Raw genomic sequence first — 23,835 nt, 5'->3', positions numbered from 1 at the left:
GTATGTACGATCGGTCACCTTTGCTCGGGAACCGGGTAGCCGCCGGACGGCTCCGGCGCGTCCGCGGGGGCCGGCAGCGGGTCGCGGACCTTGGGGAGGATGTTCGTGACGTAGTCCTCGACGGCAGCGTCCAGGCCGATGTCGTGCTGGGCGCGCTCGGACAGGAACCAGCGGTGTTCGAGCAGCTCGTGGTAGAGCTCGGCCGGGTCCATGGAGCCGCGCAGGTCCACGGGCACCGCCCGGACGGCGGGCCGGAACACGTCCCGCACCCAGCGGTGGGCGAGCACCTCCGGCCGGGCGGCGGGCGGCCGTCCGCCGCCCGGGACGGACCGGGAGCCCGGCCGGCGGCCGCCCGGCGCGTAGTCGTCCTGGGTGGCCATCCAGCTCTCCAGGTCGTTCAGGAGCCGCCGGGCCTGGTTCTCCTCGGTGTCGAGGCCGGTCAGCCGCAGCAACTGGCGCTGGTGGTGGCCCGCGTCGACGACCTTGGGCACGAAGGTCACGGTGTCGCCGTTGGAGGAACTCGCGATCTGCATCTCGGCGACGTCGAAGCCGAGGTCGTTGAGGCGGCGTATCCGGCGGTCGATGTAGTGGTACTTGCCCGCCGGGTAGACCGAGGTGCGGGTCAGCTCCTCCCACAGGCCCCGGTAGCGCGCGCAGATCTCCCGGCCGAACTCGATCGGGTCCACCGAGGGATGCAGGGCGCCCGCCGCCTCCAGGTCCAGCAGCTCGCCGCTGATGTTCACCCGGGCGAGATCCAGGTCGTAGTCCCGCTGGCCGGTGCTGAGCCGTGGGTGCAGCTCGCCGGTCTCGGCGTCCACCAGGTACGCGGCGTACGCTCCCGCGTCGCGCCGGAACAGGGTGTTGGACAGCGAGCAGTCGCCCCAGGCGAAACCGGCCAGGTGCAGCCGCACCAGCAGGACGGCCAGCGCGTCCATCAGCCGGTGCATGGTGGCGGGCCGCATGGTCGTCTCGAACATCGACCGGTAGGGCAGCGAGCCGCCCAGATGCCGGGTGATCAGCACCGACTCCAGCGGCTCTCCCGTCGCGTCCGTGCGGCCGGTGACCACGGCGAGAGGGTCGACCGCGGGGATCGCGAGCCGGTCCAGGCCGAGCAGCAGCTCGTACTCGCGCACCGCGGGCCGCTCGGCGAGCTCCTTGACGGCCACCACCTCGTCCCCGGCGCGCGCGTAGCGCACCACGTGCCGGGAGATGCCGCGTGGCAGCGGCACCAGAAGGTGCTCGGGCCACTCCTCCAGGGGGAGTTGCCACGGCAGTTCGAGCAGGAGCGCGGGATGCTCCGGGTTGGTCGCGCTGATCTGAAAAGCCATGGCCGGGCTGCCCTCACCTCACGGTCGAACGCTGTTCCGGCCCCAGCATCTACGAATGATCGGGGAGGCGGAAGACGCGCCTGGCGTTGCCCGACAGGAACAGCTCGGTCGTCTCCTCGTCCAGCCCCAGCTCGCCGAGGTGTTCCAGCGCCCGACTCGGCTCGATCATCGGGTAGTTGGAGCCGAAGAGGACCTTGCGCCGTCCCCGGCCGCGCAGATACCCGACCAGCTCCGGGGGGTAGCGGCGGGTGGTGTAGGCGCTCGTGTCGATGTACACGTTCGCGTGCTTGTCGGCGACCGCGATCATCTCCGTTGTCCACGGGTAGCCGATGTGCCCGCAGACGATGGTCAGTTCGGGGAAGTCGAGCGCGACCTGGTCGATGTACGGGATGGGCCGGCCCGTCTCGGAGGGGCGCAGCGGTCCGGTGTGGCCGACCTGGGTGCAGAAGGGGACGCCGAGTTCGGCGCAGGCGGTGTACAGGGGGTAGTAGAGCCGGTCGGTGGGCGGCAGTTGCCACAGCCACGGAATGATCCGCAGGGCCACGAAGCCCAACTCCTCGACGGCCCGCCGCAGTTCCCTGACCGCCGCGACGGGACGGGTGAGGTCGGCGCCCGCGACCCCGCGCAGCCGGCCCTTCGACCGTGCCACGAATCCGGCGACCTCGTCGTTGGTGATCAGCGCGCCCTGAGGTCCGTACCAGGCCGAGGACAGACCGGTGTCCACGTCCGCCGCCGCCAGCGCGGACAGCGTGGCCTCGACCGGCATCTCCTCCTCCAGCACCTTCATGCCGGTCCAGCGGCGAAGTGACTCGAACATCTCGTGGTTGGAGTGGCGGAGTGTGGGGTGCTGCATCCACGCGTCGACGACCGGCATGGTCCGAGGCCCTCCCTGAGCCGATGACTGAGCGTTCGCTTACCCGCGACCCTAGGATGTCCCACGCCCCCGGTCTACCCGCCCACGGCGTCCACGAGCGCGGTCAGGGCCGTGACCAGGCGCGCGAAACCCGGGCCCGCCGGGCCTCCCGGCTCCTTCATGTACGTGTCCCGCCGGATCTCCACCATCAGCGCCGCCACCCCCGGTTCCCGCTCGTAGTGCCGCAGGGGGACGTACGCGCCCGAGAACGGGCTGTCGATCCCCACCCCGCCGAGCCCCGCGAACGCCTTCTCCGCGAGCGTGACCAGTTCCGGCGGTGTGTGGAAGGAGTCGGTACCCAGGCAGATCGGCGGCCTGGGCCCGTCACCGTGCAGTTCGTAGGGCAGCCGTGCCGTCGGGTACGAGTGGACGTCGATGATCACGGCCCGCCCGGTGGCGGCCAGCCGGTCGGCGACCGCGGCCGTCATCGCCCGCGCGTACGGGTGGAACCAGCGGTCGATCAGCGGCCGCTGGTCGGTGTCCGCGGCCCGCAGCGGTGCCCGGTGCGACGTGCGGGTGTAGACCGCGCCCATCCCGGCCGCGAGCATCTCCTCCCGCTCGTCCGGGAAGCGCTCCGGATCGACGACCAGCCGGGACAGCCGGTTGACGAACCGCCACGGCCGCAGCCCGGCCGCCTCGGCGGCGGCCGAGGCCAGTTCGGCGGTGTACGCGTCGGTGATGTGGTCCAACTCGCCGGCCAGCTCCGCGTCGTCGAGGAGGATGCCCGCACGGACGGACGCCGGAATCTCCCGTGAGGAGTGCGGTACATGCAGGATCACCGGCGAGTGGACCGCGCCGGGCAGGAACGCGAAGGAGTCGGGGGTGTCCGGGACGCCCGGGGAATGGCGAATGTCGTTCATAAGGGATCACTGTGTCAGCCAGGTACGACAGTGGGCCGGACCGACTGTGCCCCTCGGTCCCGCGTCCCCGGCCCGGCGCCCTCAGCCGCCGCCCCCGTGGCGCGCGTAGTGATCGATGAGCGCCGCCCGGGTCGTCTCCAGCCGGTGGGCCAGGATCGCGCCGATCGTCCGGGTCAGCGACAGCTCCAGCGTCGGATCCTGGTCGCACAGGGTCCGCACCTCGCCGGCGTCGAACTCGTAGGCGCGCACCGGGCTGAAGGCCTCGGCGCCGAAGTCCCAGGTGTGCGGGCGGAACAGCCACGACCAGCCGAGCAGGTCGCCGGGCCCGAGCTGGGCGACGGTGATCCGTCTCTCGGCGATGACCCGTTGGTACAGGGACACCGTTCCGGAGCGGACCACCCAGAAGCGGTCGGCGGTACCGCCCGCCTCGAAGATCGTCCCGTCCGCGGGGAAGGAGACCTCGCGGGCCACGCCCATCAGCCGTTCGCGGTGTTCGGGGGAGAGCGCGGGCAGGAGCCGGAGAGCAGTGGGCATCGCGGACCTCCATCGGGTCGCCGCGTGACCACGCAGGGCGGCGGCGCCTGTCGTACCGGTGGTATCCCGTCATCCTCCATTGGAGCCCGAACGGCGTAATCCGTCGCGTCGTGGGCCGGACGACTTCGCGGCGGGGCGGTCGCGGGCGCCTCCTCGGCGTCCTCATCCGGCGGCCCGGGAGGTCACCGTGAAGCGGGCCCCGTCGGGGTCGGTGAGGACGGCCTCCATCGAGCCGATGCCCTGCTGACGGGCGGTGCCGCCGTTGGCGCGCGCGGCGCGGACGCAGGCCTCCACGTCGTCGACCGCGAAGTGGATCTGCCAGTGCGGCCTGACGGCGGGGTCGGGGGCGGCCCCCACCGCGCCGGAGTGGATCCGCGCCACCACGTCGCCGAAGCTGCGCAGGACGACCTCGTTCTCCTCGTAGTCGACCTCGCAGCAGCCGGGGACCGAGGACGCCCAGCCCAGCACCTCCCCGTAGAAGATCGCGGCGTCGAAGGCGTCACGGGTGTGCAGCCGTACGTAGGAGGGCGCCGCGTTGCGCCAGCGTTCCCAGCCGGACACCAGCTCGCCCTCCCAGATGCCGAAGACCGCACCGTCCCGGTCGGCCAGCAGCGCCGCCCGGCCCGGCGACAGCGAGATCGGCCCCACCGCCGTCGTACCGCCGCGTTCCTGGCTGCGGGAGACCGTCTCGTCCGCCGAGGCCACGGCGAAGAACGGGGTCCAGGAGACCGCGGTCCGCGCCACGAAGCCGACCTCGGCGACCCCGGCGACCGGAATCCCGGCGACACGGGCGATCCGGTACTGGTCGCCCATCTTGGTGTTCGAGACCCATCTCCAGCCGAGGACCGCGGTGTAGAAGGCCTCGGCGGCCCGCAGGTCGCGAGTGGTCAGACTGACCCAGCACGGCGCGCCGAACACCGACTGGCTGGTGACGACACCGGGGTGGAGTGTTCCGTCGCTCTTCATCGCCGTCCGTCCTGGCCTGATTGGTCGGCAACGGTCGCACGAGGTGCGGGACCCTCGTCGGGTCCCCGGACGTGAGTTCAGCCGTGAGAGGCCTTCCGTGCCGGAAGGCCTCCGACGGCGTCAGTAGCACCTGCGGATCCGCTGTCCCATCAGCAACAGCATCCCCCGCCCCGGCGCCGAGCGCACCACGCGACGGCTACGCGCGGGGCCTCTCCAGGGTGAGCAGCAGGCCCTCCACGGCGCCGGGGCCTATGCGGCCCTTGACGTCCGCGGCCGTGATCGCCTTGAGCGCCCACCCGTCCTCGGCGTGCTTGTTCAGGACCTTCTCCAGCTTGTCGCTGTCCAGCGCGTCGCCGATCAGCGACTCACGGAACGTGACGACCTTGTATTCGTAGGTGTACGGGTTGCTCATGGTTGCGGAGTTCTCCTGCGTGTCGTACGGCATGGCCGGGCCCACCCAATCACTCTTCGCAGCCGCGGCACAGGGACGAACCGGACCGTACGGACACCTTTGTCGAGACTTCATGAAGTGCCGGGCCGAGGTGACGGACCGGCGGGCGGTCTCGTGTCCGGACGGGGCCCGGCCGTACGCCGTCGTAGCGTGACTCCGGACGGCAGGATCTTGTGACGGCGGATTCGGGGTGGGGCGATGTGCTGGAGTGCGACGGCCGACCTCGCGGCCGGTGCCGGTGTCGCCGCCGTCGGCGCGGCCTGTGTGATCCGGGCGCGGCGCAGGGAGGATCTTCCGCTGGCCGCACTGCCGCTGCTGCTCGGCGCCCACCAGATCGTCGAGTCCCGGGTCTGGGACGCCGGTGGCGGAACGGGTCCCGCGACCGTCGCCTGGGCGGTGATCGCCCTCCCGCTGCTGGCGGTGTGGGTGCCGGTGGGCGTGTTGTGCGCGGCACCGCGCCGGGCCCGGCGGCGGCTGGTGTTCCCGCTCGCCTCCGGTGTCGCGACCGCGGCGGTGCTCGTCCACGCCATGGCCGTCCATCCGGTGAGGGCGGAGATCCGCGGCCACACCATGGGCTACGTCGTCGACCTGCCCCGGCCCGAACTGGTCATCGCCGGCTACCTCTTCGCCACCGTCGGCGCGCTGCTGATGTCCGGCGACCGGGGGCTGCTGCTCCTCGGGTTCCTGGTGGGAGCGGGCGCGGCGGTCTGCTGGTCGCTGTGGGAGCTGGAGTTCGTCTCGACGTGGTGCGCGTTCGCGGCGGTCGTCTCGGTGTCCCTGCTCGGCTGGGTGAACTCCCGCGAGCCCGTTGCCTCGTACGAACCGGTGGATCACGTGTGACATGACGTGAGGCGCTGTCCGCGCTGTCCGGGTGCGGAGCCGGTGATCCGTGCACCGCACCCGCGGCCGGGTGCGGTCGGGTGATTCGGTGCGGCGCGTCCGCGTTCCCGTGCCGTCCGGGTGATCCACGCAACACCGGTGATCCGGCGCAGCCGGGGTACGCGGCGGACTGTGGATGATCTGACGAGTTCCTCATATGTGTCGGTCAGGGTCGACGCATGATCAACCCCCTGCGCCGTGTTCCGGTGGCGATCGCCGCCGCGTCGTTCCTGCTGGTCGGCTGCGGCGGCGGCCCGCCCGAGCGGCTCGGACCCGGAGCCGGAGGTTCCGCGGCGCCCCGGGGCGTGCAGTCACCCGCCCCCGGACCGGCCGCCTCGCGCGCGTCAACGCCCCGGGAACTGCCGGGCCTCGGACCCAGGACCTCGGCCGCCGTCCCCACGCGGACCCGCCAGGCCGTCGTCGTGACCGGCCGGGGCCGGAACTCCCCGCTGTCCACCGCGGTGCTGTACGAGCGTACGGACGCGGGCTGGCGGCCGGGCCCGGACCTGACCGCGCACAACGCCCTCAAGGGCTGGACCGACCACCATCACGCCGGTGACCTGCGTTCCCCCATAGGCGTGTTCACCCTGACGGACGCCGGCGGGCTGCTGCCCGACCCCGGCACCCGGCTGCCGTACCACCGCTCCGGCGCCTTCACCTCACCGGGCACGGGCTTCGAGGGCGAGCCGCTGGCCGGCTCCTTCGACTACGTGGTCGCCGTCGACTACAACCGCAGGCCCGGCACCACACCCCTGGACTGGACCCGGCCGATGGGCGCGGACCGCGGCGGCGGCATCTGGCTGCACGTGGACCACGGAGGCCCCACCCACGGCTGCGTCGGGCTGCGCGAGGACGACCTGAAAGACCTGATGCGCGCTCTGGACCCCGCCCGCCACCCCGTGGTGGTCATGGGGGACGCGGCCTCGCTGGCACGCTGAACACCGTCCGGCCGGCCCCGTCGGGCCGCGGCCACCAGCAGTGTCCCGTGCGGATGTGAGGAACATGTCAGGGTGTGGGAAGCCCCTCCCACCGGCCGATTCGCGGCCCGGGGCCCCTAACATCGACGGCGTGTGCGCACATGTGCTGGTCGCGGAGGACGATGAGAAGCAGGCGGAGCTGATACGCCGCTCGCTGCTGGGCGAGGGGCACACGGCGACCGTGGTCCACGACGGCCGGGCGGCTCTCGACGAGGTGCGCCGGCACCGCCCCGACCTCGTCGTCCTGGACCTGATGCTCCCGGTGGTCGACGGCTTCGGGGTGTGCCGGGTACTGCGGGAGGACGACGACATCCCGGTCCTGATGCTGACCGCCCGGTCCACCGAGGAGGACGTGCTGCTCGGCCTGGAGCTCGGCGCGGACGACTACATGACCAAGCCGTACAGTCCGCGCGAGCTGATGGCCCGTATCCGTACGGTGCTCAGGCGCAGTGGACGGCCCGCCGACCGGCGGCGCGGAGATCCGGTCGTCAGGGCGGCGGGGATCGCGGTGGACCCGGAGCGGCACACGGTCCTGTGCGACGGCTCGCCGGTGGACTGCACACCGGGCGAGTACGAGATCCTGCTCGCGATGGTGGGCGAGCCCGAACGGGTCTTCTCCCGCAGGCAGTTGCTGCACCACACCCGCGGAATCGACCGGGCCTCGACCGAACGGGCCATCGATGTGCACATCATGAACCTGCGCAAGAAGATCGAGGCCGATCCGCGCCGGCCGACGCGCCTGCTGACGGTCTTCGGCGTCGGGTACAAGCTGACGGGGGAACGGGCGTGAGCCGCGCCCTGCCGCTGCGCAGGAGCCTGCTGGTGCGGCTGCTGATCACCTCGGTACTCATCGCCCTGTGCTCCGTCGCCGCGACCGCCTGGCTCGCGGTGCAGACCACCACCCGGGCCATCCAGGAGGAGCAGGGCCAGGTGCTCGCCGAGGACATGGACATCCTCGGGCAGCTCAGCGGATACGCGGCCACCCACCCCGACTGGTCCGGTGTCGACGGCACGCTGCGCACCATCGCGCGCAGGACGGGCCGGCGCATCGCCCTGACCACCGGCGACCGCACCCCCTTCGCGGACTCCGCGGCCCGCGGGACCTCGCTGCCGCCCCGGGCCGCCGCCACCGTCGACCCGCTGCGCACCGACACGTACACGGAACCCGGAGCACAGCTCGCCGGCGTCGACCCCCGAGCGGTGGGTCCCTACCGGCTGCCCCTGACCGAGCGCCTGCGCGTGGCCAAGCTGGCCACCGTGCGTCAGATGTGCTTCGCCCGCAACGGTCTGCAGACCCGCCTGGAGCGGATGCCGAGCGGCCGTACCGTCCTGACGGACTCCGACGGACGGCTCGACTCCGGCTATGTGCCGACCGAGTGCGCCGACGGCCTGCTCAACACCCCCACCCCGACCGAGCAGAAGGCCCTGGACGGTCTGTCGGCACTCACCCGGACGTGCCTGGACCGGCACAAGGCGCTCCTCGGCGAGCCCGTGGCACTGTCGCTGGCGGCCGCCGGCGGAGCCACCCAGGACCCCTACCTGTTCGAGAAGAGGGCCGTCGACCGGCACGGCGCCCTGGCCCGGACGGCGAACGCCTGCGTCGACGACGCCCGGCGCCGCCAGCTCGCCCCGTACGTCGCCCCGGTCGCCCAGCTCTTCCTCGGTACGGGGGACAGGCCCGTCCCCCGTTTCGACATGTCTACGGCCAACAAGGCCAAGGTCGCCGGTGTCGCCGGGCTCGTCCTCACCCTCACGGTGGCCGTGACCGCGCTGGTCGCCACCCGGCTCGTACGCCCGCTGCGCGCACTGACCCAGGCCGCGCAGCAGCCACCCGAGCGGCACGTACGGGTACCCGTCACCACCCAGGACGAGACCGGCATCCTGGCACTGGCCTTCAACGAACTGACCGAGCGCCGGGAACGCATGGAGGCGCAGCGCAAGGCGATGGTCAGCGACATCGCGCACGAACTGCGCACCCCGCTCACCAATATCCGCGGCTGGCTGGAAGTGGCCCGCGACGGCCTGGTCGACCCCGACCCGGAACTGCTGTCCTCACTGCACGAGGAGGCCGTGGTCCTGCAGCGCGTCATCGACGACCTCCAGGACCTCGCGGCCGCCGACGCGGGCACCCTGCGACTGCACCGCGAGGAGGTGCGCGCCGACGAACTCCTCGAACAGGTCGCCGCGGCGCACCGGGTGGGCGCGGAGGCCGCGGGCGTCCTTCTCGTCACCGCGCCGGCCGGGACCCCCTGGCTGGACGCCGACCCCGTGCGGATGCGGCAGGCGCTCGGCAACCTGGTGTCCAACGCGATCCGCCACACCCCGCCGGGCGGAACGGTCACCCTCTGCGCACACCACGACGACGGGCGCGTCGTGTTCGAGGTGGCCGACACCGGCTGCGGTATCGAGGCCGGAGACCTCGCCAGCGTCTTCGACCGGTTCTGGCGGGCGGAGAAGTCCCGCAGCCGGCGCACCGGCGGCAGCGGTCTGGGCCTCGCCATCGTCCGGCAGCTCGCCGCAGCCCACGGTGGCACCGCCTCCGTGACCAGCGAAGCGGGCACCGGCACGGTCTTCAGCCTGCGGCTGCCCACCGCACAGGCACCCGCCGTGTCCGCGAACGGGTCCGGCTGAGCGATCGGCGCCGCATTCCCGGTGGGCCCGGCCGGATCGCCCTCACCGGAACACGTTGTCCGAGTCGTCCAGGATCGACGGCTCGCCGATCAGCGTCTCCCGCGGAACCCGTGACGAGGTCTGGTACATCGCCTCGATCTCGGCCGCGTACCGCTGGGCGATCGCGTCCCGGCGCAGCTTAAGCGAGGGTGTCAGCAGCCCGTTGGACAGGTCGAACGGCTCGGCGAGGACACGGAAGACCCGGATGGACTCGGAGCGGGACACGGTGGTGTTGGCCGCCGCGACCGCGCGCCGGACCTCCTCGCGCAGCTCGTTCTCCTCACGCGCGTCCCGGGCGGGTGTCTCCCCCTTGGCCCGCGCGGCGCGCCAGTGCGTCACGAACTCGGGGTCCAGGGTGATGAGGGCGCCCACGCAGGGCCGGTTGTCGCCGACGACGGCCGCCTGATGGATGAGCGGATGGACCCGCAGCCGTTCCTCCAGAGCGGCGGGGGCCACGCTCTTGCCCCCGCTGGTGATGATGATGTCCTTCTTGCGCCCGGTGATGGTCAGATACCCGTCGGCGTCGACCTGTCCCAGGTCCCCGGTCGCCAGCCAGCCGTTCCGGAACGAGGCCCGGCTCGCCGCGGCGTCGTTGATGTAGCCCTGGAACACGGAGGGCCCCCACACGTGGATCTCCCCGTCCTCGGACATCTGGATCTCCGTGCCCGGCAGGGGGCGTCCGACGGTGCCGAACTTCTCCCGCCCGACCGGCTGAGCGGTGATTCCCCCGCTGGTCTCGGTGAGCCCGTATCCGTCGTGGATGAAGATGCCGATTCCCGCGAAGAACAGGGCCAGTTCACGATTCAGCGGGGAGCCGCCCGAGACCGCGCCGCACACCCGTCCGCCCAGCGCCCCGCGCAGCCTCTTGTACACGGTCTTCTCGTACAGGGAGTGCTGGAGCCGCAGGTCGAAGGCCGGTCCCGGCCCCGTGCCCAGCCGCTGCTGCTCCTCGGCCAGGGCGAAGTCCTGCGCCGCGCGCACGGCACGCTCGAACAGCACACTGCGGCCCGCCCGTTGGGACGCCTTCACGAAGTTCTTGTAGATCCGCTCGAACACGGACGGGACGGCGTACAGATAGGTCGGCCGGAACGTGAGCATCGCCTCGGACAGCGTCTCCTCCCTCAGATCCGGCTCGTGCCCCATCAGGATCCCGCCGCGCAGGCAGATCCCCTGGACCATCAGGCCGTAGGCGTGGGAGAAGGGCAGGAAGGCGAGGACCGCCGGCTGCACACCCGGCGGAGCCGCCGTCTGCCGCCAGCCCTGCAGCAGCGTGTCGCAGGGGCTCGCCAGGCTGCGGTGCGTCAGGGCGCAGCCCTTGGGCTGTCCCGTCGTGCCGGAGGTGTACGCGACGACCGCGGTGGAGTCGGCCAGGACGATCCGGCGCAGCGAGTCCACCGCGGTCACCGGTATCGCACGGCCGCGCTCCACCAGCTGCGCGATCGCCCCGGTGTCCAACTGCCAGACGTGGCGCAGGAACGGGAGCGCGGCGCACGCCGAGCCGACCGTCATGACGCCCTGCTCGTCCTCGACCACCACGCCCACGCAGTGCGCGTCCTTCAGGATCCACGCGACCTGTTCGTGGGACGAGGTCGGGTAGATCGGCACGATCTCGGCGCCCACCGACCACAGGGCATAGCTGAGCAGCGTCCACTCGTAGCGGGTGCGCGCCATGATGGCCACACGGTCGCCGGGACGGATGCCGGAGCGGACGAGCCCCCGTGCCACGTCGACCACTTCGCCCCACAGCTCGGCCGCCGTCACCTGCGTCCAGGCGCCCGATCGGCCCTCGGGGCGGCGCGCGAGCTGCGGCAGATCAGGGGTGGTGAGCGCCGCTTCGCGGAGGCTGTCGGCGAGTCCCCCCTGGATGAGTACTGCTGGTGGTGGCGGAAGGTGGGACTGGTGCATTCGCCGCTCCGGAATTCTCCTCGACGTGGCCTCGCCCCCGGAGGCGCCGATGTCAAGGATTCCCGAATGTAGCCCAGACGGGCGACGGCCGCGCCCCATTCCGGCATGCGTTCGCCCGACGCTGAGTTTCAGTCCCCCGGACCGTCCTTTTCGCCCCCCGGACCGTCAACACCTGCCCGCCCAGCCGACGTTGACGATCCGGGAGACCGGGACCCCGGAGGCCATCGGCTCATCCGGGACGGCGTCGCCCCGACGCGGACAGGGCGCCCGTGGGCGAGGGTGCCTGGGCCGTGTCGCGGCGCCTCATCCGTCACTCCTTCGACTGATCACCCGATCACCCTTCCGGGAAGCGGTCCCGGGCTGACAGACTCCGCAGGTGCGCGACTTCGACATGCTTGTCATAGGATCCGGCCCGGGCGGCCAGAAGGCCGCCATCGCAGCGGCCAAGCTCGGCCGTCGGGTTGCCGTCATCGACCGCCCCGACATGGTCGGCGGTGTCTCCATACACACCGGGACCATCCCCTCCAAGACGCTGCGTGAGGCGGTCCTCTATCTCAGCGGCATCGGCCAGCGGGATCTGTACGGCCAGAGCTACCGCCTGAAGGAGGACATCACCGTCGCCGACCTGACCGCTCGCACCGAGCACGTGGTCAGCCGCGAGGTGGACGTCATCCGCAGCCAGCTCTCGCGCAACCATGTGTCCCTGTTCGCGGGCACCGGCCGCTTCGTGGACGACCACACCGTCGCCCTGGTCGAAGCGAACGGCAACGAAAGGCTGTTGAGCGCCGACCACATCGTCATCGCCACGGGCACGCGTCCGGCGCGGCCCGACACCGTCGAGTTCGACGGCCGGACGATCATGGACTCGGACAACGTCCTGAACCTGGAGCAGGTGCCGCGCTCCATGGTCATCGTCGGCGCCGGTGTGATCGGCATGGAGTACGCCTCCATGTTCGCCGCCCTCGGCTCCAAGATCACGGTCGTCGAGAAGCGCTCCGCGATGCTCGACTTCTGCGACGTCGAGGTGATCGAGTCGCTGAAGTACCACCTGCGGGATCTCGCCGTCACCTTCCGGTTCGGAGAGACCGTCGCCGCCGTCGAGCGCCATGCCCGGGGCACGCTCACGGTCCTGGAGAGCGGCAAGAAGATCCCCGCGGACGCGGTCATGTACTCGGCGGGCCGGCAGGGCCTCACCGACGAACTCGACCTCGACAAGGCGGGGTTGTCCGCCGACCCGCGAGGCCGGATCACCGTCGACGAGCACTACCGCACCGAGGTGCCGCACATCTACGCCGTCGGTGACGTCATCGGCTTCCCGGCACTCGCGGCCACCTCGATGGAACAGGGCCGTACGGCGGCGTACCACGCCTGCGGAGAGCCGGTGAACCGGATGCACGACGTGCAGCCGATCGGCATCTACACCATCCCGGAGATCAGCTTCATCGGCCGCACCGAGGACCAGCTCACCGAGGACTGCGTGCCGTTCGAGGTGGGCATCTCCCGCTACCGGGAACTGGCCCGTGGACAGATCATCGGCGACTCGCACGGCATGCTGAAGCTGCTGGTCTCGCCCGACGACCGCAAGCTCCTCGGCGTCCACTGCTTCGGCACCGGCGCGACCGAGCTCATCCACATCGGCCAGTCCGTCATGGGCTGCGGCGGTACGGTCGACTATCTGGTCGACGCCGTCTTCAACTACCCGACGCTCGCCGAGTCCTACAAGGTGGCCGCCCTGGACGCGACCAACAAGATCCGGCAGATCGACCGCCTCCGGGACTGACCGCCGCGCGACGCCGCCGGGTGGCCATCACACCACCCGGCGGGCTCCTCGGCCCAGTTCAGGCGGCCGGCCGCCAACCGAGCGCCGGGCCCAGCTTCGTGGCGATGTCGGTGAGGATCTGTACGTAGTCCTCGTGGGCGAACGTGAACGGAAGGGCGAACGCCACCTCGTCGATCTCCCTGAACGCGGCGTGGGCGTAGAGCTGTTCGGCGATGTGGTCGGAGCTGCCGACGAGGTCCGGCGCGAACATCAGGCGCGCGGGTCCCTGCGGCGCCGTCGTACGGGGCAGCCGATTTTTGGCGTACTCCTCGTACCGCGCGCGCTGTTCGGGCGAGGCGCTGTCGGTGGGGATCACGACGAGCCCCTGCGAGACGCGGGCACGGTCGCCGTCCGGGTGGTGGGCGCGGAAGGCCCGCACGTGCGAGAGCTGGACCTCCGCGAAGTCCTCGGACTCCTCCGCCTTCACGACGCTGCTGGTCAGGAAGTTCATGCCGTGCTCGCCCGCCCAACGGGCCGACCGCAGGCTGCCGCCGCCGTACCACATGCGGCGGCCGAGGCCGGGGGAGTGCGGCTGGACACGGTCCGAGAAGACCTCGAAGCCCTCCGTCCCGCTGAAGTCGGTGGCCGGGTTGCCGCGCACGAAGTCCAGCAGCCGTTCCAGGCGCGCGTATCCGAAGTCCTCGCTCTCGCCCGTATCGGGATAGAGAGCGTGCTTCACGCGCTCGTAGTGCAGGGGCGGACCGACGCTGACTCCCGGGTTGAGGCGGCCGCCGGCCAGCACGTCCACGGTCGCCAGGTCCTCGGCCAGGCGCAGCGGGTTCTCCCAGCCCACGGGGATGACCGCGGTCCCGAGCTCGATGCGGTGGGTGCGCTGCGAGGCGGCGGCCAGGACGGCGACGGGCGAGGAGATGCCGTACTGGAGATGGCGGTGGCGCAGCCACGCGCTGTCGAAGCCCAGCCGCTCGCCCAGTTCGATGACGCCGAGCGTGGACTCGTGGCCGCGCCCGGGTTCGTCCTCGTCGAACAGCCCGATGGTCAGGAAACCCAGCTTCCGCAGGGGGCGTGAGGGCAGTGGCACAGGCTCCTCCTTCGTTCACGTCGCGCCGTGCCGAACACCGGCGCCACCGGGGATTGTCGCAGCCTGCCGGTCCGGGCCGACGGGTGGACCGGGCAGGTCACGGGGCCACGGCCGGGGCGGGCGCGCGCGGGGCCGTGCGGGACTTCGCGGAAGGCACTGCGCGAGGCGGTCCGCGCATGGCACCGTGGGCGATGGGTCTGGCCCGTCGCTCCCCCCGTGGTGACGGGTCAGACCTCTTTGGCGCCGCGGTCCGCGGACGTCGGCCCCCGCGCCTGGACAGGAAAGCCGACCGTCCCGGATCTATCGTGAAGAACGGCCGGTCCGTGCCGGAGCAGAAGGGCCCGATCGCGATCGACTCGACGGCGGCCCTGTGCCGTCCCGATGAGGAGGAACCGGATGAACGGCACGATGCACGCGGTGCGCGGTCATCGGCGGGGCGGTCCGGAGGAGCTGATCTACGAGGTGGCGCCGAGGCCGGTCCCGGGCCCCGGCGAGGTGCTGGTCGAGGTGCGGGCGGCCTCGATCACCTCGGGGGAGCTGGGCTGGGACGCGACCTGGACCGACGGTTTCGACGGCGGCGGCAGCCCACGGCTGCCGGTCGTGCCGTCCAAGGAGGTCTCCGGTGTCGTGGCCGAGCTCGGACACGGTGTCGCGGACCTCAGGCCCGGCGAAGCGGTCTACGGCCTGATTCCCTTCACCCGTGACGGCGCGGCTGCCGAGTACGTGACCGTCCCCGCCGCGGATCTCGCCGCCAAGCCGGGCTCGCTCGACCACGAGCGGACGGCCGCGCTGCCGCTCGCGGGGCTGACGGCGTGGCAGGGTCTGGTCGTTCATGCCGGTGTGGAGCCTGGGCAGCGCGTGCTGGTCCACGGCGGGGCGGGCGGCGTCGGATCCTTCGCGGTCCAGGTCGCGGCCGCGCTGGGGGCCGAGGTGACGGCCACGGCGGCGGCCCGGGACGTGGACTTCGTCCGCGGTCTGGGGGCGGAGACCGTGATCGACTACGCCGGGCAGCGCTTCGAGGCCGGGACCAAGGACGCGGACGTGGTCTTCGACACCGTCGGAGGGGACACCCAGGACCGCTCCTGGCAGGTGCTGCGGCCTGGCGGAGTGCTGGTGAGCGTCGTCGCGCCGGCGACGCCGCCGGACGGGGCGGACGCCCGCGCGGTGTTCTTCGTCGTGGAGCCCGACCGCGCCGGTCTGGAGGAGCTGACGGCCCTGGTCGAGGCGGGCCGGCTGGTCCCGCAGGTCGACCGGATCGTCCCGCTGGAGAGCGCCCCGGGGGCGTACGCGGCCCTCGAACGGGAGCACCGGCGGGGCAAGATCGTACTGCGGGTCTCCTAGCACGCGTGGGGGTCGTCACACGTGACAGCGAGGGTGAACAAGCGCTTAGATAGTGAGCCGACCACGTCCGCGCGCGCTGGAGGCCCCGTTGCTGTTCACATCCGTCGACGACGTCTGCGCACGCCTCGCCGACGTGGGCTACCTGGCGTCGCCCGCCGTCGCCACGACGGTCTTCCTGGCCGACCGGCTCGGTAAACCCCTCCTGGTGGAGGGCCCCGCCGGAGTGGGCAAGACCGAACTCGCCAAGGCCGTCGCACAGGTCGCCGGGGCCCGGCTGATCCGCCTGCAGTGCTACGAAGGCGTGGACGAGTCAAGGGCGTTGTACGAGTGGAACCACGCCAAGCAGCTCCTGCGCATCAGTGCCGGCCGGGACGAGAGCTGGGACGAGACCCGCACGGACATCTTCTCGGAGGAGTTCCTGCTGCCGCGCCCGCTGCTGACCGCCATCAGGGGCGACGACCCCAAGGTCCTGCTGATCGACGAGACCGACAAGGCCGACGTCGAGGTGGAGGGCCTGCTGCTCGAAGTGCTCAGCGACTTCCAGATCACCGTCCCCGAACTGGGCACCGTCGTGGCGACCAGCCGCCCCTTCGTGGTGCTCACCTCGAACGCGAGCCGCGAGCTGTCCGAGGCACTGCGCCGCCGCTGCCTCTTCCTCCACATCGGCTTCCCCGACGAGGAGTTGGAGCGCCGGATCGTAAGACTGAAGGTCCCCGGACTCGACGAGGCGCTCACCCAGTCCGTCGTGCGGGTGGTCGGGGCACTGCGGGAGATGGACCTGCGCAAGGTCCCCTCCGTCGCCGAGACCATCGACTGGGCCCGCACCCTGCTCGCCCTGGGAGCCGACACCATCGACGAGGACGTCGTACGCGACAGCCTCGGCGTGATCCTCAAGCACCAGGACGACATACTGAAGGCGGCGGCCAAGCTCGATCTGGGCGCCGTGTGAACGCCGCCGTGCCGACGGCCGGTGCCGCGGACCGGCTGACGGGACTGGTCGGCGCGCTGCGTTCGCACGGCGTGCGGATCGGCACCGGCGAGACGGTGGACGCCGCGCGGGCCCTGGCCGCGCTGGGCTTCGCGGACCGCGAGCGGCTGCGCGAGGGGCTGGCCGCCACCCTGCTCCACAATCCGGGACAGCGGCGGGTCTTCGATCCCGTCTTCGACGTGTACTTCCCGCGGGGCGTCGGGGCACCGGAAGGTGCGGGGCCCGCGGACCGGGACGATCTGCGGGACCGCCTCACCGCGGCCCTGGCCGCCAACGACCAAGCTCTCATGGGCCGGTTGGCCATCGAGGCGGTCGACGGATTCGGCGGCTACGGGGGTACGCCGGCGTCCGACGGCTGGTCGTCCCACCAGACCCTCGACCGGCTGCGACCGCAGACCCTGATGGCCCGCGCGCGGGACACGGTCCGTGCGCAGGGCGGCGGAGCCGGGTTCACCGACCGGCTGCTGGAGGACGAGATCCGGCGGCGCATCGAGGTGTTCCGCCGACAGGTCGCGACGGAGGCGCGCCGCCGGATCGCCGAGCGGCGCGACCGTGACGAGATCGCCCGGCGCGCGGTGGCACCGACCGCCGACCGGGTCGACTTCCTCTTCGCCGGCCGGGACCGGCTCGCCGAACTGCGCAGGGCCGTACAGCCGCTCGCGCGCAAACTGGCCACCCGGCTCGCGGCGCGCCGCCGCCGGGCCCGTCGCGGCACCATCGATCTGCGGCGCACCCTGCGCGCTTCGCTGTCCACGGGCGGGGTGCCGATGCGTCCGGTACTGCGCAGACGCCGTCCCGTGCGGCCCGAACTGGTGCTGCTGTGCGATGTGTCGGGCTCGGTGTCGGGATTCTCGGACTTCACGATGCTGCTGGTGCAGGCGCTGCACGACCAGTTCAGCAAGGTGCGGGTGTTCGCCTTCGTCAACCGGGTCGACGAGGTGACCGGGCTGATCGGGCCCGGCGCCGCCGACTCCCAGGGGCTGAGTGCCAGGATCCGCTCCGAGGCGACGATCACGGGCTGGCACGGCAGCAGTGACTACGGTGTCGCCTTCGGCGAGTTCACCGAGCGGTACACCGGGGCGGTCGGCTCCCGGACGACGGTCTTCGTGCTCGGTGACGCCCGTACGAACATGAGCGATCCGAACCTGCCCGCCGTCCGGCAGCTCGTCCGGCAGGCCCGCCGCGTCTACTGGCTGAATCCCGAAGCGCGTTCGCAGTGGGGCACGGGCGACTCCGCCGCCCTCGCCTACGCCGAGCTCGTCGAGACGCACGAGTGCCGCAACGTCCAGCAGCTCAGCACCCTGATCGGCCGCCTGCTGCCCGTCTGAACACCCGCGTGGGCGCGCCGGGTGTTGGGGACGCCGACTCAACACCCGCGGGCGCCCGGGGCGTTGGGGATGCCGACCGAACATCCGCCGGAGCGGCGGGAGTCGAGGACGCGGAGACGTCAGGGGGCGAGGAGCCGGCGCAGCCAGGTGACGCGGGCGGCGCGGGCGGTGCGGGCGAGCGAGGTGTGCGGGGCGAACGAGTCGAAGCCGTGGAAACCGCCGGGCCACACATGCAGTTCGGCCACTCCGCCGGCCTGCCAGATCCGCGACGCGTAGTCGACGACCTCGTCCCGGAAGGTTTCGGCGGAACCGACGTCGAGGAAGGCCGGCGGCAGTCCGGACAGATCGGAGGCACGCGCCGGGGCGGCATAGGCCGGCACGTCCGGGCCGCCGCGGGCATCGCCCAGCACGGCCGTCCACGCGGTGGAGTTGGCGGTGCGGTCCCAGGCGCCGACGCCCACCATCTGGTGCGCGGACGGAGTGTCGTTGCGGTCGTCGAGCATCGGGTACATCAGGACCTGCCCGAGCGGGCGCGGCCCCTCACGGTCCCGGGTGAGCAGGGCGACTGCCGCGGTCAGGCCGCCGCCCGCGCTGGCACCGGCGACGACGATCCGCTCCGGGTCGCCGCCGAACTCCCCGGCGTGCCGCGCGGTCCACAGCAGACCGGCGTAGACGTCCTCCACCCCCGCCGGATAAGGGTGTTCGGGCGCCAGCCGGTACTCCACGGACACCACGACCGCGTCCAGCTCCTTCGCCCAGTCCAGGACGACCTCCACCCCGGCCCGGTTGGTTCCGAGGACCATGCCGCCGCCGTGGGAGTGGTAGATCACCGGGCGCGGCCCGTTCTTCGGGGGTGCGACGGGCCTGATGACGAACAGCGAGATGTCCGGAGCGCCCTTGGGCCCCGGCACCGTGAGGTCCGTGGTCGTGAAGGCGCCGCCGCCGGTGAGGTCGTACGCGGACACCGCGAGTTCCTGGGCCGCACGCAGGGCGATGATGTCCGCCGGAGTCGGCCCGGAGGGCGTGGACGGGCCGACCGCCGCGAGGGCGACACCCAGTTCGGGGTCGAACGGGGGCGGTACCAGCAGCATGACGTCTCCTCTTGCCGAACCCGGCGGCTCACCCGACCATGATCGGGCGCCTTGCTCCCGGACCGGGAGCCGCCGTACGGCGGAACCTGCCCTGGACCGGGCGGACCATGCGCGCCGCGGGATCGTGCGAGAGAGGGGATCGCGGTCGGCGCGGCTCGCCGCGGTGCCGCCCGAAGGCGCCACCGCGGCGAACCGCTGATCGGTCAGCCGTCGATGCGGTGGGTCGTCCAGAACGACGTCAGGTCCGTGGTCGTGGCGGCCTGGGCGGCCGCCTTGAACTCGGCCGTGGTCGAGACGCCGTACCAGTGCGAAGTGGCGTAGTCCTTGAGGAGCTTGGCCATGACGGTGTCGCCGAGCACGCGCCGCAGGTCGTGCAGGGCGCACTTGCCGTAGCCGTAGACGACGGTGGAGTAGCGCGACGAGTGCGCGTCCCAGTAGGCCATCGAGTTGGTGATCTTCTCGGCGGTCGAGGCCCACGAGGTGCTGTTCCAGCAGTTGGTGCCGGTGAGGCCCTGCGCCAGGTCGGTGGCGTAGTCGGTGAACGCCTCGTCGAGCCACGGGCTGTTGTACTCGTCGTCGCCGACGATCCCGTAGAACCACTGGTGACCGATCTCATGGGTGAGCGCCGTGGTGCTGACCAGGTCGAGGACGAACCCGGGGTACTCCATGCCGCCGAACCAGTAGTTGTTGTCGATCACCGCGTCCAGCTCGCCGTACGGGTAGGCGCCGAAGCGCGCCGCGTGGGCGTCCACGGCCGACTTGGCGGTGGTGAGCATGGACTGGGCGTTGGCGGAGCTGATGCCGGTGACGGAGTAGATGTTGATCGCGGTGCCGGCGGTGGAGGTGCCGGAGATCTTGGTGAACGGCCCGGCGGCCCAGGCGAAGTCACGGACCTTGGACGCGGTGGCCGTCGTGACCGTACGGCCGCTGGAGCCGGCGGTGTCGACCGAGGTGCCGGTGGCCGGGACGAGGATGCTGGTCGGGTGGTCCAGGGTCACCTTGAAGTCGGCGGCCAGCGAATAGAAGGACTCGCCGTTGTTGGTGTACGGGTCCAGGTGCCAGCCGGAGCCGTCCTTGACCGCGAGCACGGGCAGCGCGTTGCCGACCATGCTGAAGGCCCCGTCGTAGCCGAACCGGTCGGCGCCGCTGGGCACGGTGATGGCCAGGTCGAAGCCGATCGTCCCGCTCTGGCCCTGCGCCAGCGGCGAGGTCAGGCTGATCTGGAGGGCCGTGCAGCCGACCGAGAGGGCGCCCGCGGTGCCGCCGCTGACGTTGGTGACGGCGATGGGCATCGCCGAGCAGGTGCCGTGGTAGTTGTCCCACAGCCTCAGGTACACCTCGCTGAGCGAGGTGGAGGAGGCGTTGGTGAAGGTCACGCTCTCGTGACCGGTCCAGCCGGTGCCGCTCGTGTTGCTGGTCAGGCTGACCGTGTACCCGGGGGCGGCGGGCGTGCGGGTGGAGTCGGCCGGCGGGGTCGTGTCACCGGAGGTGTTGAGGGCGAGGTCGTCGAGGACGAAGCTCGTCTGGAGACTGGAGTCCTCGGTGCCGGTGAAGGCCACGGTCACGGTCTGGCCCGCGAACGCCGAGACGTCGAACGTCTTCTGGGCGTACCCGGACGCCTTGTTGAGGTTCGAGTACGTCGCCAGCGTCGTGCTGCCGATCTTCGCCGTGAGCTTGTCGTAGGCCGTCGACGAGGTCGTCTCCGCCGTGTCGATGTGCAGCCAGAAGGTGAGGCTGGCGCTGCTGCACCCGGAAGGGATCGTGACGCTCTGGGAGAGCGTGTCGGTGTGGGTGCTGCCGACGCCGTCCAGCCAGGCGAAGCTGGTGCCGCCGTGGGCGCTCTGGCCGGTGCGGCTGGTGATCACGGTGGTCGAGGACTGGGTCCAGGGCGAAGTGCCGCTCTCGAAGCCGCCGTTGGTCACCACCTGGGACGGGGTGCAGGCGGCCGCTGCCGCCGGTGCTGTACGCGGCGAGGCCGCCGCGGGGGTGCTGGGGAGCGAGACTGCGGCCAGGGCGGCGACGACGAGGACGCGTGCCGCCAGGGCCTTGAGGGGGGTCGGTCTCACACGAAACTCCTTTGAGGCGGCCGGGATTCCGGCCTGCTCGGTGGCCGCCCGGGACGACTGGGGTGCGCCGCTGGGTGGCCGCGGGCCGCGTGCGGGTGCGCGCGGTCGCTTGGTGAGATTTCCGTGCCGTCACCCTGGGGTCAGGGCGACGGCACCAGGAAGCCTCGCAGATTTGACCGAGACATGCCATCGAAGCGAGGGAAAGGAGGCCCGAGTCCCGGGAGGAGGACTCGTCCGGGGTGAGCGTGCATGAAGCGGGGGAGCGAGGGCACAAGGAGTCGCGGACCGCTCGCGGAGGCTTCCCCCCGGCAGCCGCGGGCTCTCGGCCCCGTCCGCGATTCCACTCCCCCCGGGATCGCGGACGGGGCCGCCGCTTTTTCACCGGAGCGGATTCCCGGGCTGATTCCCGGGCGGATTCCCGAGAATTCCGGGCCGTCGTGAAGAAACGGGTGTCAGCGGCCGGGAAGGGGACATCCGTCGGTTTCCGGCGGAAATACGCTGAGAAATGGTGACCGGCATCCGGTCGTCGAAGCGCGCTCACGGACCCGGTCGGGACCGGATGCGCGTCCGCGGACGAGTTGGAGGATTTCTTCGTGAACGAGAACCTTTGGGGCTACGGTCCGACCAGCGGTCACACGCCCGACGCCGACCTCTCCGGCTACAAGGTGGAGGCGACCGACGGTCACATCGGGAAGGTCGACAAGCACTCCGACGTGGTCGGTTCTCAGTACATCGTCGTCGACACCGGTGTCTGGATCTTCGGCAAGGAGGTCCTGCTGCCCGCCGGCACGATCACGTCGATCAGCCACGAGGACAGGACCATCCAGGTCGCCCGGACCAAGGACGAGATCAAGGCGGCCCCGGAATTCGACAAGGAGAAGCATCTCGGAGACCCGCACTACCGTGACCAGCTCGGGGGCCATTACGGCTCCGGTCACTGACGCGGCGAGAACGGCCGGTGCCGCCCGGAATCCGGGCGGCACCGGCCGTTCTCGCGGCCGCCGCACGCCGTGGAGAACCGGCGCGTTACAACGAGAGACCCCGGCTGGACGGGGGAGACCAGCCGGGGCCGTTCACAGGGTGGGCGGAGGGCGGACGCCAATCGGTGAAAGGCTCCCTGATACGGCCCTCTCCACACCACATCCCCATCAACGGCCGGCCGCACCGAATTGTTCCGCTTCGGCAGAACCCGGAGTCCCGGGCTCCGTGCCCTTCGGCACGGTCTTCCGGCGTGGCCCCGCATCCGCCCGGCGGGCCCGGCGGGAAGATCGGTTCAGGAGGGCGCGTGCGACGGCGCGGAGCCGCCGTCCGTGCCCGGACCCCCCACGCACGCCCACCGGCGCGCGGACGGACCGGAAGCCCGGAGGATGATGCCCATGACCGCGAAGAGCGGCGTACCCGATGTCCTGGTCGTCGGCGGCGGGCTCGCCGGTCTGGCCTGTGCCCGCGATCTCGCCGGGTACGGCTTCGGGGTCCGCGTCCTCGAAGCGTCGGACGGGGTGGGCGGCCGGATGCGCTCCGACGCGCACGAAGGATTCGTCGTCGACCGGGGCTTCCAGGTCTTCAACACGTCCTATCCGCAGGTCCGGCGCCGGCTCGCGCTGCGCGAGCTGCGGCTGCGGCCCTTCACGCCGGGCATCCTCGTGCACACGGAGGACGGGCCGCTGCGCTTCAGCGACCCGACCCGAGGTCCCCGGCGTCTGGGAGACCTGCGTCCGGGCCGCCTCGCGGGGACCCGCGATCTGATCGCGCTGGCCGCGCTGTCCGGCCGGGACATGCTCGCTCCCGTGCGTTCGCTCAAGCGCGGAGAGGACCGTACGACGCGCACCGCGCTGGCCGCGGCCGGATTCTCCGAGGAGTTCGTGGAGCGGTTCTTCCGGCCCTTCCTGTCGGGCGTCTTCCTGGAGGACCAACTGGAGACCTCCGGCCGGGTCTTCCACCTCGTCTGGCGCAGCATGCTGCGCGGCACCCTTTGCCTGCCCGGCGCGGGTATCGGGGCCGTGCCGCGTCTGCTGGCCGAGGCGCTGCCCCCGGACGCCGTACACCTCGGCACCCCGGTCGCGCGGCTCACGGACGACGGGGTCGAACTGGACGCCGGAGGCGAACTGGCCGCCCGGGCCGTGGTGGTGGCCACGGGGCCGGGCCCCGCCGCCCGTCTGCTGCCGGGGCTGGACCTTCCGGCGTACCGCGTCGTGACGACGTACTACCACGCCGCGACCCGCCGCCCGGCGGCCGAGGCCATCCTGGTCACCGACACGAGAAGACGCTTCCTGAACACGTGCGTCCTCAGCGAGGTGGTTCCCGGCTACGCCCCGCCCGGGATGTCGCTGATCGCCACCTCGGTCCTCGGGCAGGACCAGGAGGGCCGGGAGGCGTGGCTGCGCGACGCCCTCGCGGAGGTCTACGGCACCGACACCGCGAGCTGGGACCTGCTCACCGTCCGTACGGTGCCCGACGCCCTGCCGGCGATGCCGCCCCCGCAGCCGCTCGGCCGGACCAGCCGGGTGGCCCCGGGCCGCTACGTGTGCGGGGACCACCGGGCCACCGGCTCGGTGCAGGGCGCGCTGGCGTCCGGCGCCCGCGCGGCCCGCGAGGTCGCGAGGGACCTCGCGGGGTAGCCGCGTCGCGCCGGAGAACCCCGGGCCGGGGCCGTGTCCCGCGGTCGGGTTCGGCGGCCGCG

20 protein-coding genes are annotated in these 23,835 nt (G+C 71.9%); 10 read left to right on the top strand and 10 right to left on the bottom strand.

Annotation, left to right across the window (positions count from 1 at the left end):
- Positions 1-14: 14 nt before the first annotated feature.
- From OHT01_RS04920 to OHT01_RS04895, 6 genes are all read right to left on the bottom strand, one after another.
- Positions 15-1,328: a DUF4032 domain-containing protein gene (locus tag OHT01_RS04920; RefSeq protein ID WP_328551877.1), complete on the bottom strand. Its 1,314-nt coding sequence runs from the start codon at positions 1,326-1,328 to the stop codon at positions 15-17.
- Positions 1,329-1,377: 49 nt separating this feature from the next.
- Positions 1,378-2,202: an amidohydrolase family protein gene (locus OHT01_RS04915; protein WP_328551876.1), complete on the bottom strand. Its 825-nt coding sequence runs from the start codon at positions 2,200-2,202 to the stop codon at positions 1,378-1,380.
- Between the two features lie 74 nt (positions 2,203-2,276).
- A complete protein-coding gene (locus OHT01_RS04910; protein ID WP_328551875.1) occupies positions 2,277-3,101 on the bottom strand; it encodes an N-formylglutamate amidohydrolase in 825 nt (274 codons plus the stop codon).
- An 81-nt stretch (positions 3,102-3,182) separates the two neighbouring features.
- Positions 3,183-3,635 carry a cyclic nucleotide-binding domain-containing protein gene (locus OHT01_RS04905; RefSeq protein ID WP_328551874.1) on the bottom strand — a complete coding sequence of 151 codons (453 nt, stop codon included), beginning with the start codon at positions 3,633-3,635 and terminating at the stop codon, positions 3,183-3,185.
- 162 nt (positions 3,636-3,797) lie between these two features.
- A complete protein-coding gene (locus tag OHT01_RS04900) occupies positions 3,798-4,601 on the bottom strand; it encodes a VOC family protein (protein WP_328551873.1) in 804 nt (267 codons plus the stop codon).
- A 196-nt stretch (positions 4,602-4,797) separates the two neighbouring features.
- Positions 4,798-5,046, bottom strand: a complete 249-nt coding sequence (locus tag OHT01_RS04895; protein WP_328551872.1) for a DUF4177 domain-containing protein — start codon at positions 5,044-5,046, stop codon at positions 4,798-4,800.
- Between the two features lie 204 nt (positions 5,047-5,250).
- Between OHT01_RS04895 and OHT01_RS04890 the strand changes: the two genes are divergently transcribed.
- From OHT01_RS04890 to OHT01_RS04875, 4 genes are all read left to right on the top strand, one after another.
- Complete coding sequence (locus tag OHT01_RS04890; RefSeq protein WP_328551871.1) at positions 5,251-5,892, top strand: DUF6629 family protein; 642 nt, start codon at positions 5,251-5,253, stop codon at positions 5,890-5,892.
- 218 nt (positions 5,893-6,110) lie between these two features.
- Positions 6,111-6,869: a L,D-transpeptidase family protein gene (locus OHT01_RS04885; protein ID WP_328551870.1), complete on the top strand. Its 759-nt coding sequence runs from the start codon at positions 6,111-6,113 to the stop codon at positions 6,867-6,869.
- A gap of 130 nt (positions 6,870-6,999) precedes the next feature.
- Positions 7,000-7,698 (top strand): response regulator transcription factor, encoded by a 699-nt coding sequence (locus OHT01_RS04880; protein ID WP_328551869.1) that lies wholly within the window; start codon positions 7,000-7,002, stop codon positions 7,696-7,698.
- Positions 7,695-9,539, top strand: coding sequence for a sensor histidine kinase (locus tag OHT01_RS04875; RefSeq protein ID WP_328551868.1), 1,845 nt, complete (start codon positions 7,695-7,697; stop codon positions 9,537-9,539). The genes OHT01_RS04880 and OHT01_RS04875 overlap by 4 nt, the downstream gene beginning before the upstream one ends.
- Positions 9,540-9,581: 42 nt before the next feature.
- Here the strand turns inward: OHT01_RS04875 and OHT01_RS04870 are convergent, their stop codons facing one another.
- Positions 9,582-11,483, bottom strand: coding sequence for an AMP-dependent synthetase/ligase (locus tag OHT01_RS04870; RefSeq protein WP_328551867.1), 1,902 nt, complete (start codon positions 11,481-11,483; stop codon positions 9,582-9,584).
- Positions 11,484-11,859: 376 nt separating this feature from the next.
- Between OHT01_RS04870 and sthA the strand changes: the two genes are divergently transcribed.
- Entirely contained in the window at positions 11,860-13,263 is a 1,404-nt protein-coding gene (sthA, locus tag OHT01_RS04865) for a Si-specific NAD(P)(+) transhydrogenase (RefSeq protein WP_328551866.1), read from the top strand.
- A 58-nt stretch (positions 13,264-13,321) separates the two neighbouring features.
- Here the strand turns inward: sthA and OHT01_RS04860 are convergent, their stop codons facing one another.
- Complete coding sequence (locus OHT01_RS04860) at positions 13,322-14,341, bottom strand: LLM class flavin-dependent oxidoreductase (protein ID WP_328551865.1); 1,020 nt, start codon at positions 14,339-14,341, stop codon at positions 13,322-13,324.
- A 396-nt stretch (positions 14,342-14,737) separates the two neighbouring features.
- On the opposite strand from OHT01_RS04860, the gene OHT01_RS04855 reads away from it, so the two are divergent.
- The 3 genes from OHT01_RS04855 (at position 14,738) to OHT01_RS04845 (ending at position 17,998) form a co-directional block, all read left to right on the top strand.
- Positions 14,738-15,682, top strand: coding sequence for an NADP-dependent oxidoreductase (locus tag OHT01_RS04855; protein ID WP_328551864.1), 945 nt, complete (start codon positions 14,738-14,740; stop codon positions 15,680-15,682).
- A gap of 91 nt (positions 15,683-15,773) precedes the next feature.
- Entirely contained in the window at positions 15,774-16,631 is an 858-nt protein-coding gene (locus OHT01_RS04850) for an AAA family ATPase (protein ID WP_328558026.1), read from the top strand.
- Positions 16,628-17,998 (top strand): VWA domain-containing protein, encoded by a 1,371-nt coding sequence (locus OHT01_RS04845; RefSeq protein WP_328551863.1) that lies wholly within the window; start codon positions 16,628-16,630, stop codon positions 17,996-17,998. Before OHT01_RS04850 ends, OHT01_RS04845 begins: the two co-directional genes overlap by 4 nt.
- A 119-nt stretch (positions 17,999-18,117) precedes the next feature.
- Here the strand turns inward: OHT01_RS04845 and OHT01_RS04840 are convergent, their stop codons facing one another.
- Both OHT01_RS04840 and OHT01_RS04835 read right to left on the bottom strand, forming a co-directional pair.
- Positions 18,118-19,089 (bottom strand): alpha/beta hydrolase, encoded by a 972-nt coding sequence (locus OHT01_RS04840; RefSeq protein WP_328551862.1) that lies wholly within the window; start codon positions 19,087-19,089, stop codon positions 18,118-18,120.
- Positions 19,090-19,292: 203 nt separating this feature from the next.
- Positions 19,293-21,155 (bottom strand): M1 family aminopeptidase, encoded by a 1,863-nt coding sequence (locus OHT01_RS04835; RefSeq protein WP_328551861.1) that lies wholly within the window; start codon positions 21,153-21,155, stop codon positions 19,293-19,295.
- Between the two features lie 593 nt (positions 21,156-21,748).
- Between OHT01_RS04835 and OHT01_RS04830 the strand changes: the two genes are divergently transcribed.
- Together OHT01_RS04830 and OHT01_RS04825 are read left to right on the top strand one after the other, a co-directional pair.
- Positions 21,749-22,096: a PRC-barrel domain containing protein gene (locus tag OHT01_RS04830; protein ID WP_328551860.1), complete on the top strand. Its 348-nt coding sequence runs from the start codon at positions 21,749-21,751 to the stop codon at positions 22,094-22,096.
- A gap of 435 nt (positions 22,097-22,531) precedes the next feature.
- The gene (locus OHT01_RS04825; RefSeq protein ID WP_328551859.1) at positions 22,532-23,773 is read left to right on the top strand and encodes an NAD(P)/FAD-dependent oxidoreductase; all 1,242 of its coding nucleotides are present in this window, start codon (positions 22,532-22,534) and stop codon (positions 23,771-23,773) included.
- Positions 23,774-23,835: the final 62 nt, after the last annotated feature.

It is taken from the genome of Streptomyces sp. NBC_00358, assembly GCF_036099295.1.
Taxonomy (GTDB): domain Bacteria; phylum Actinomycetota; class Actinomycetes; order Streptomycetales; family Streptomycetaceae; genus Streptomyces.
The sequence above is the reverse complement of the archived record's forward strand: the minus strand, read 5'-3'. Positions and strand labels throughout refer to the sequence as shown.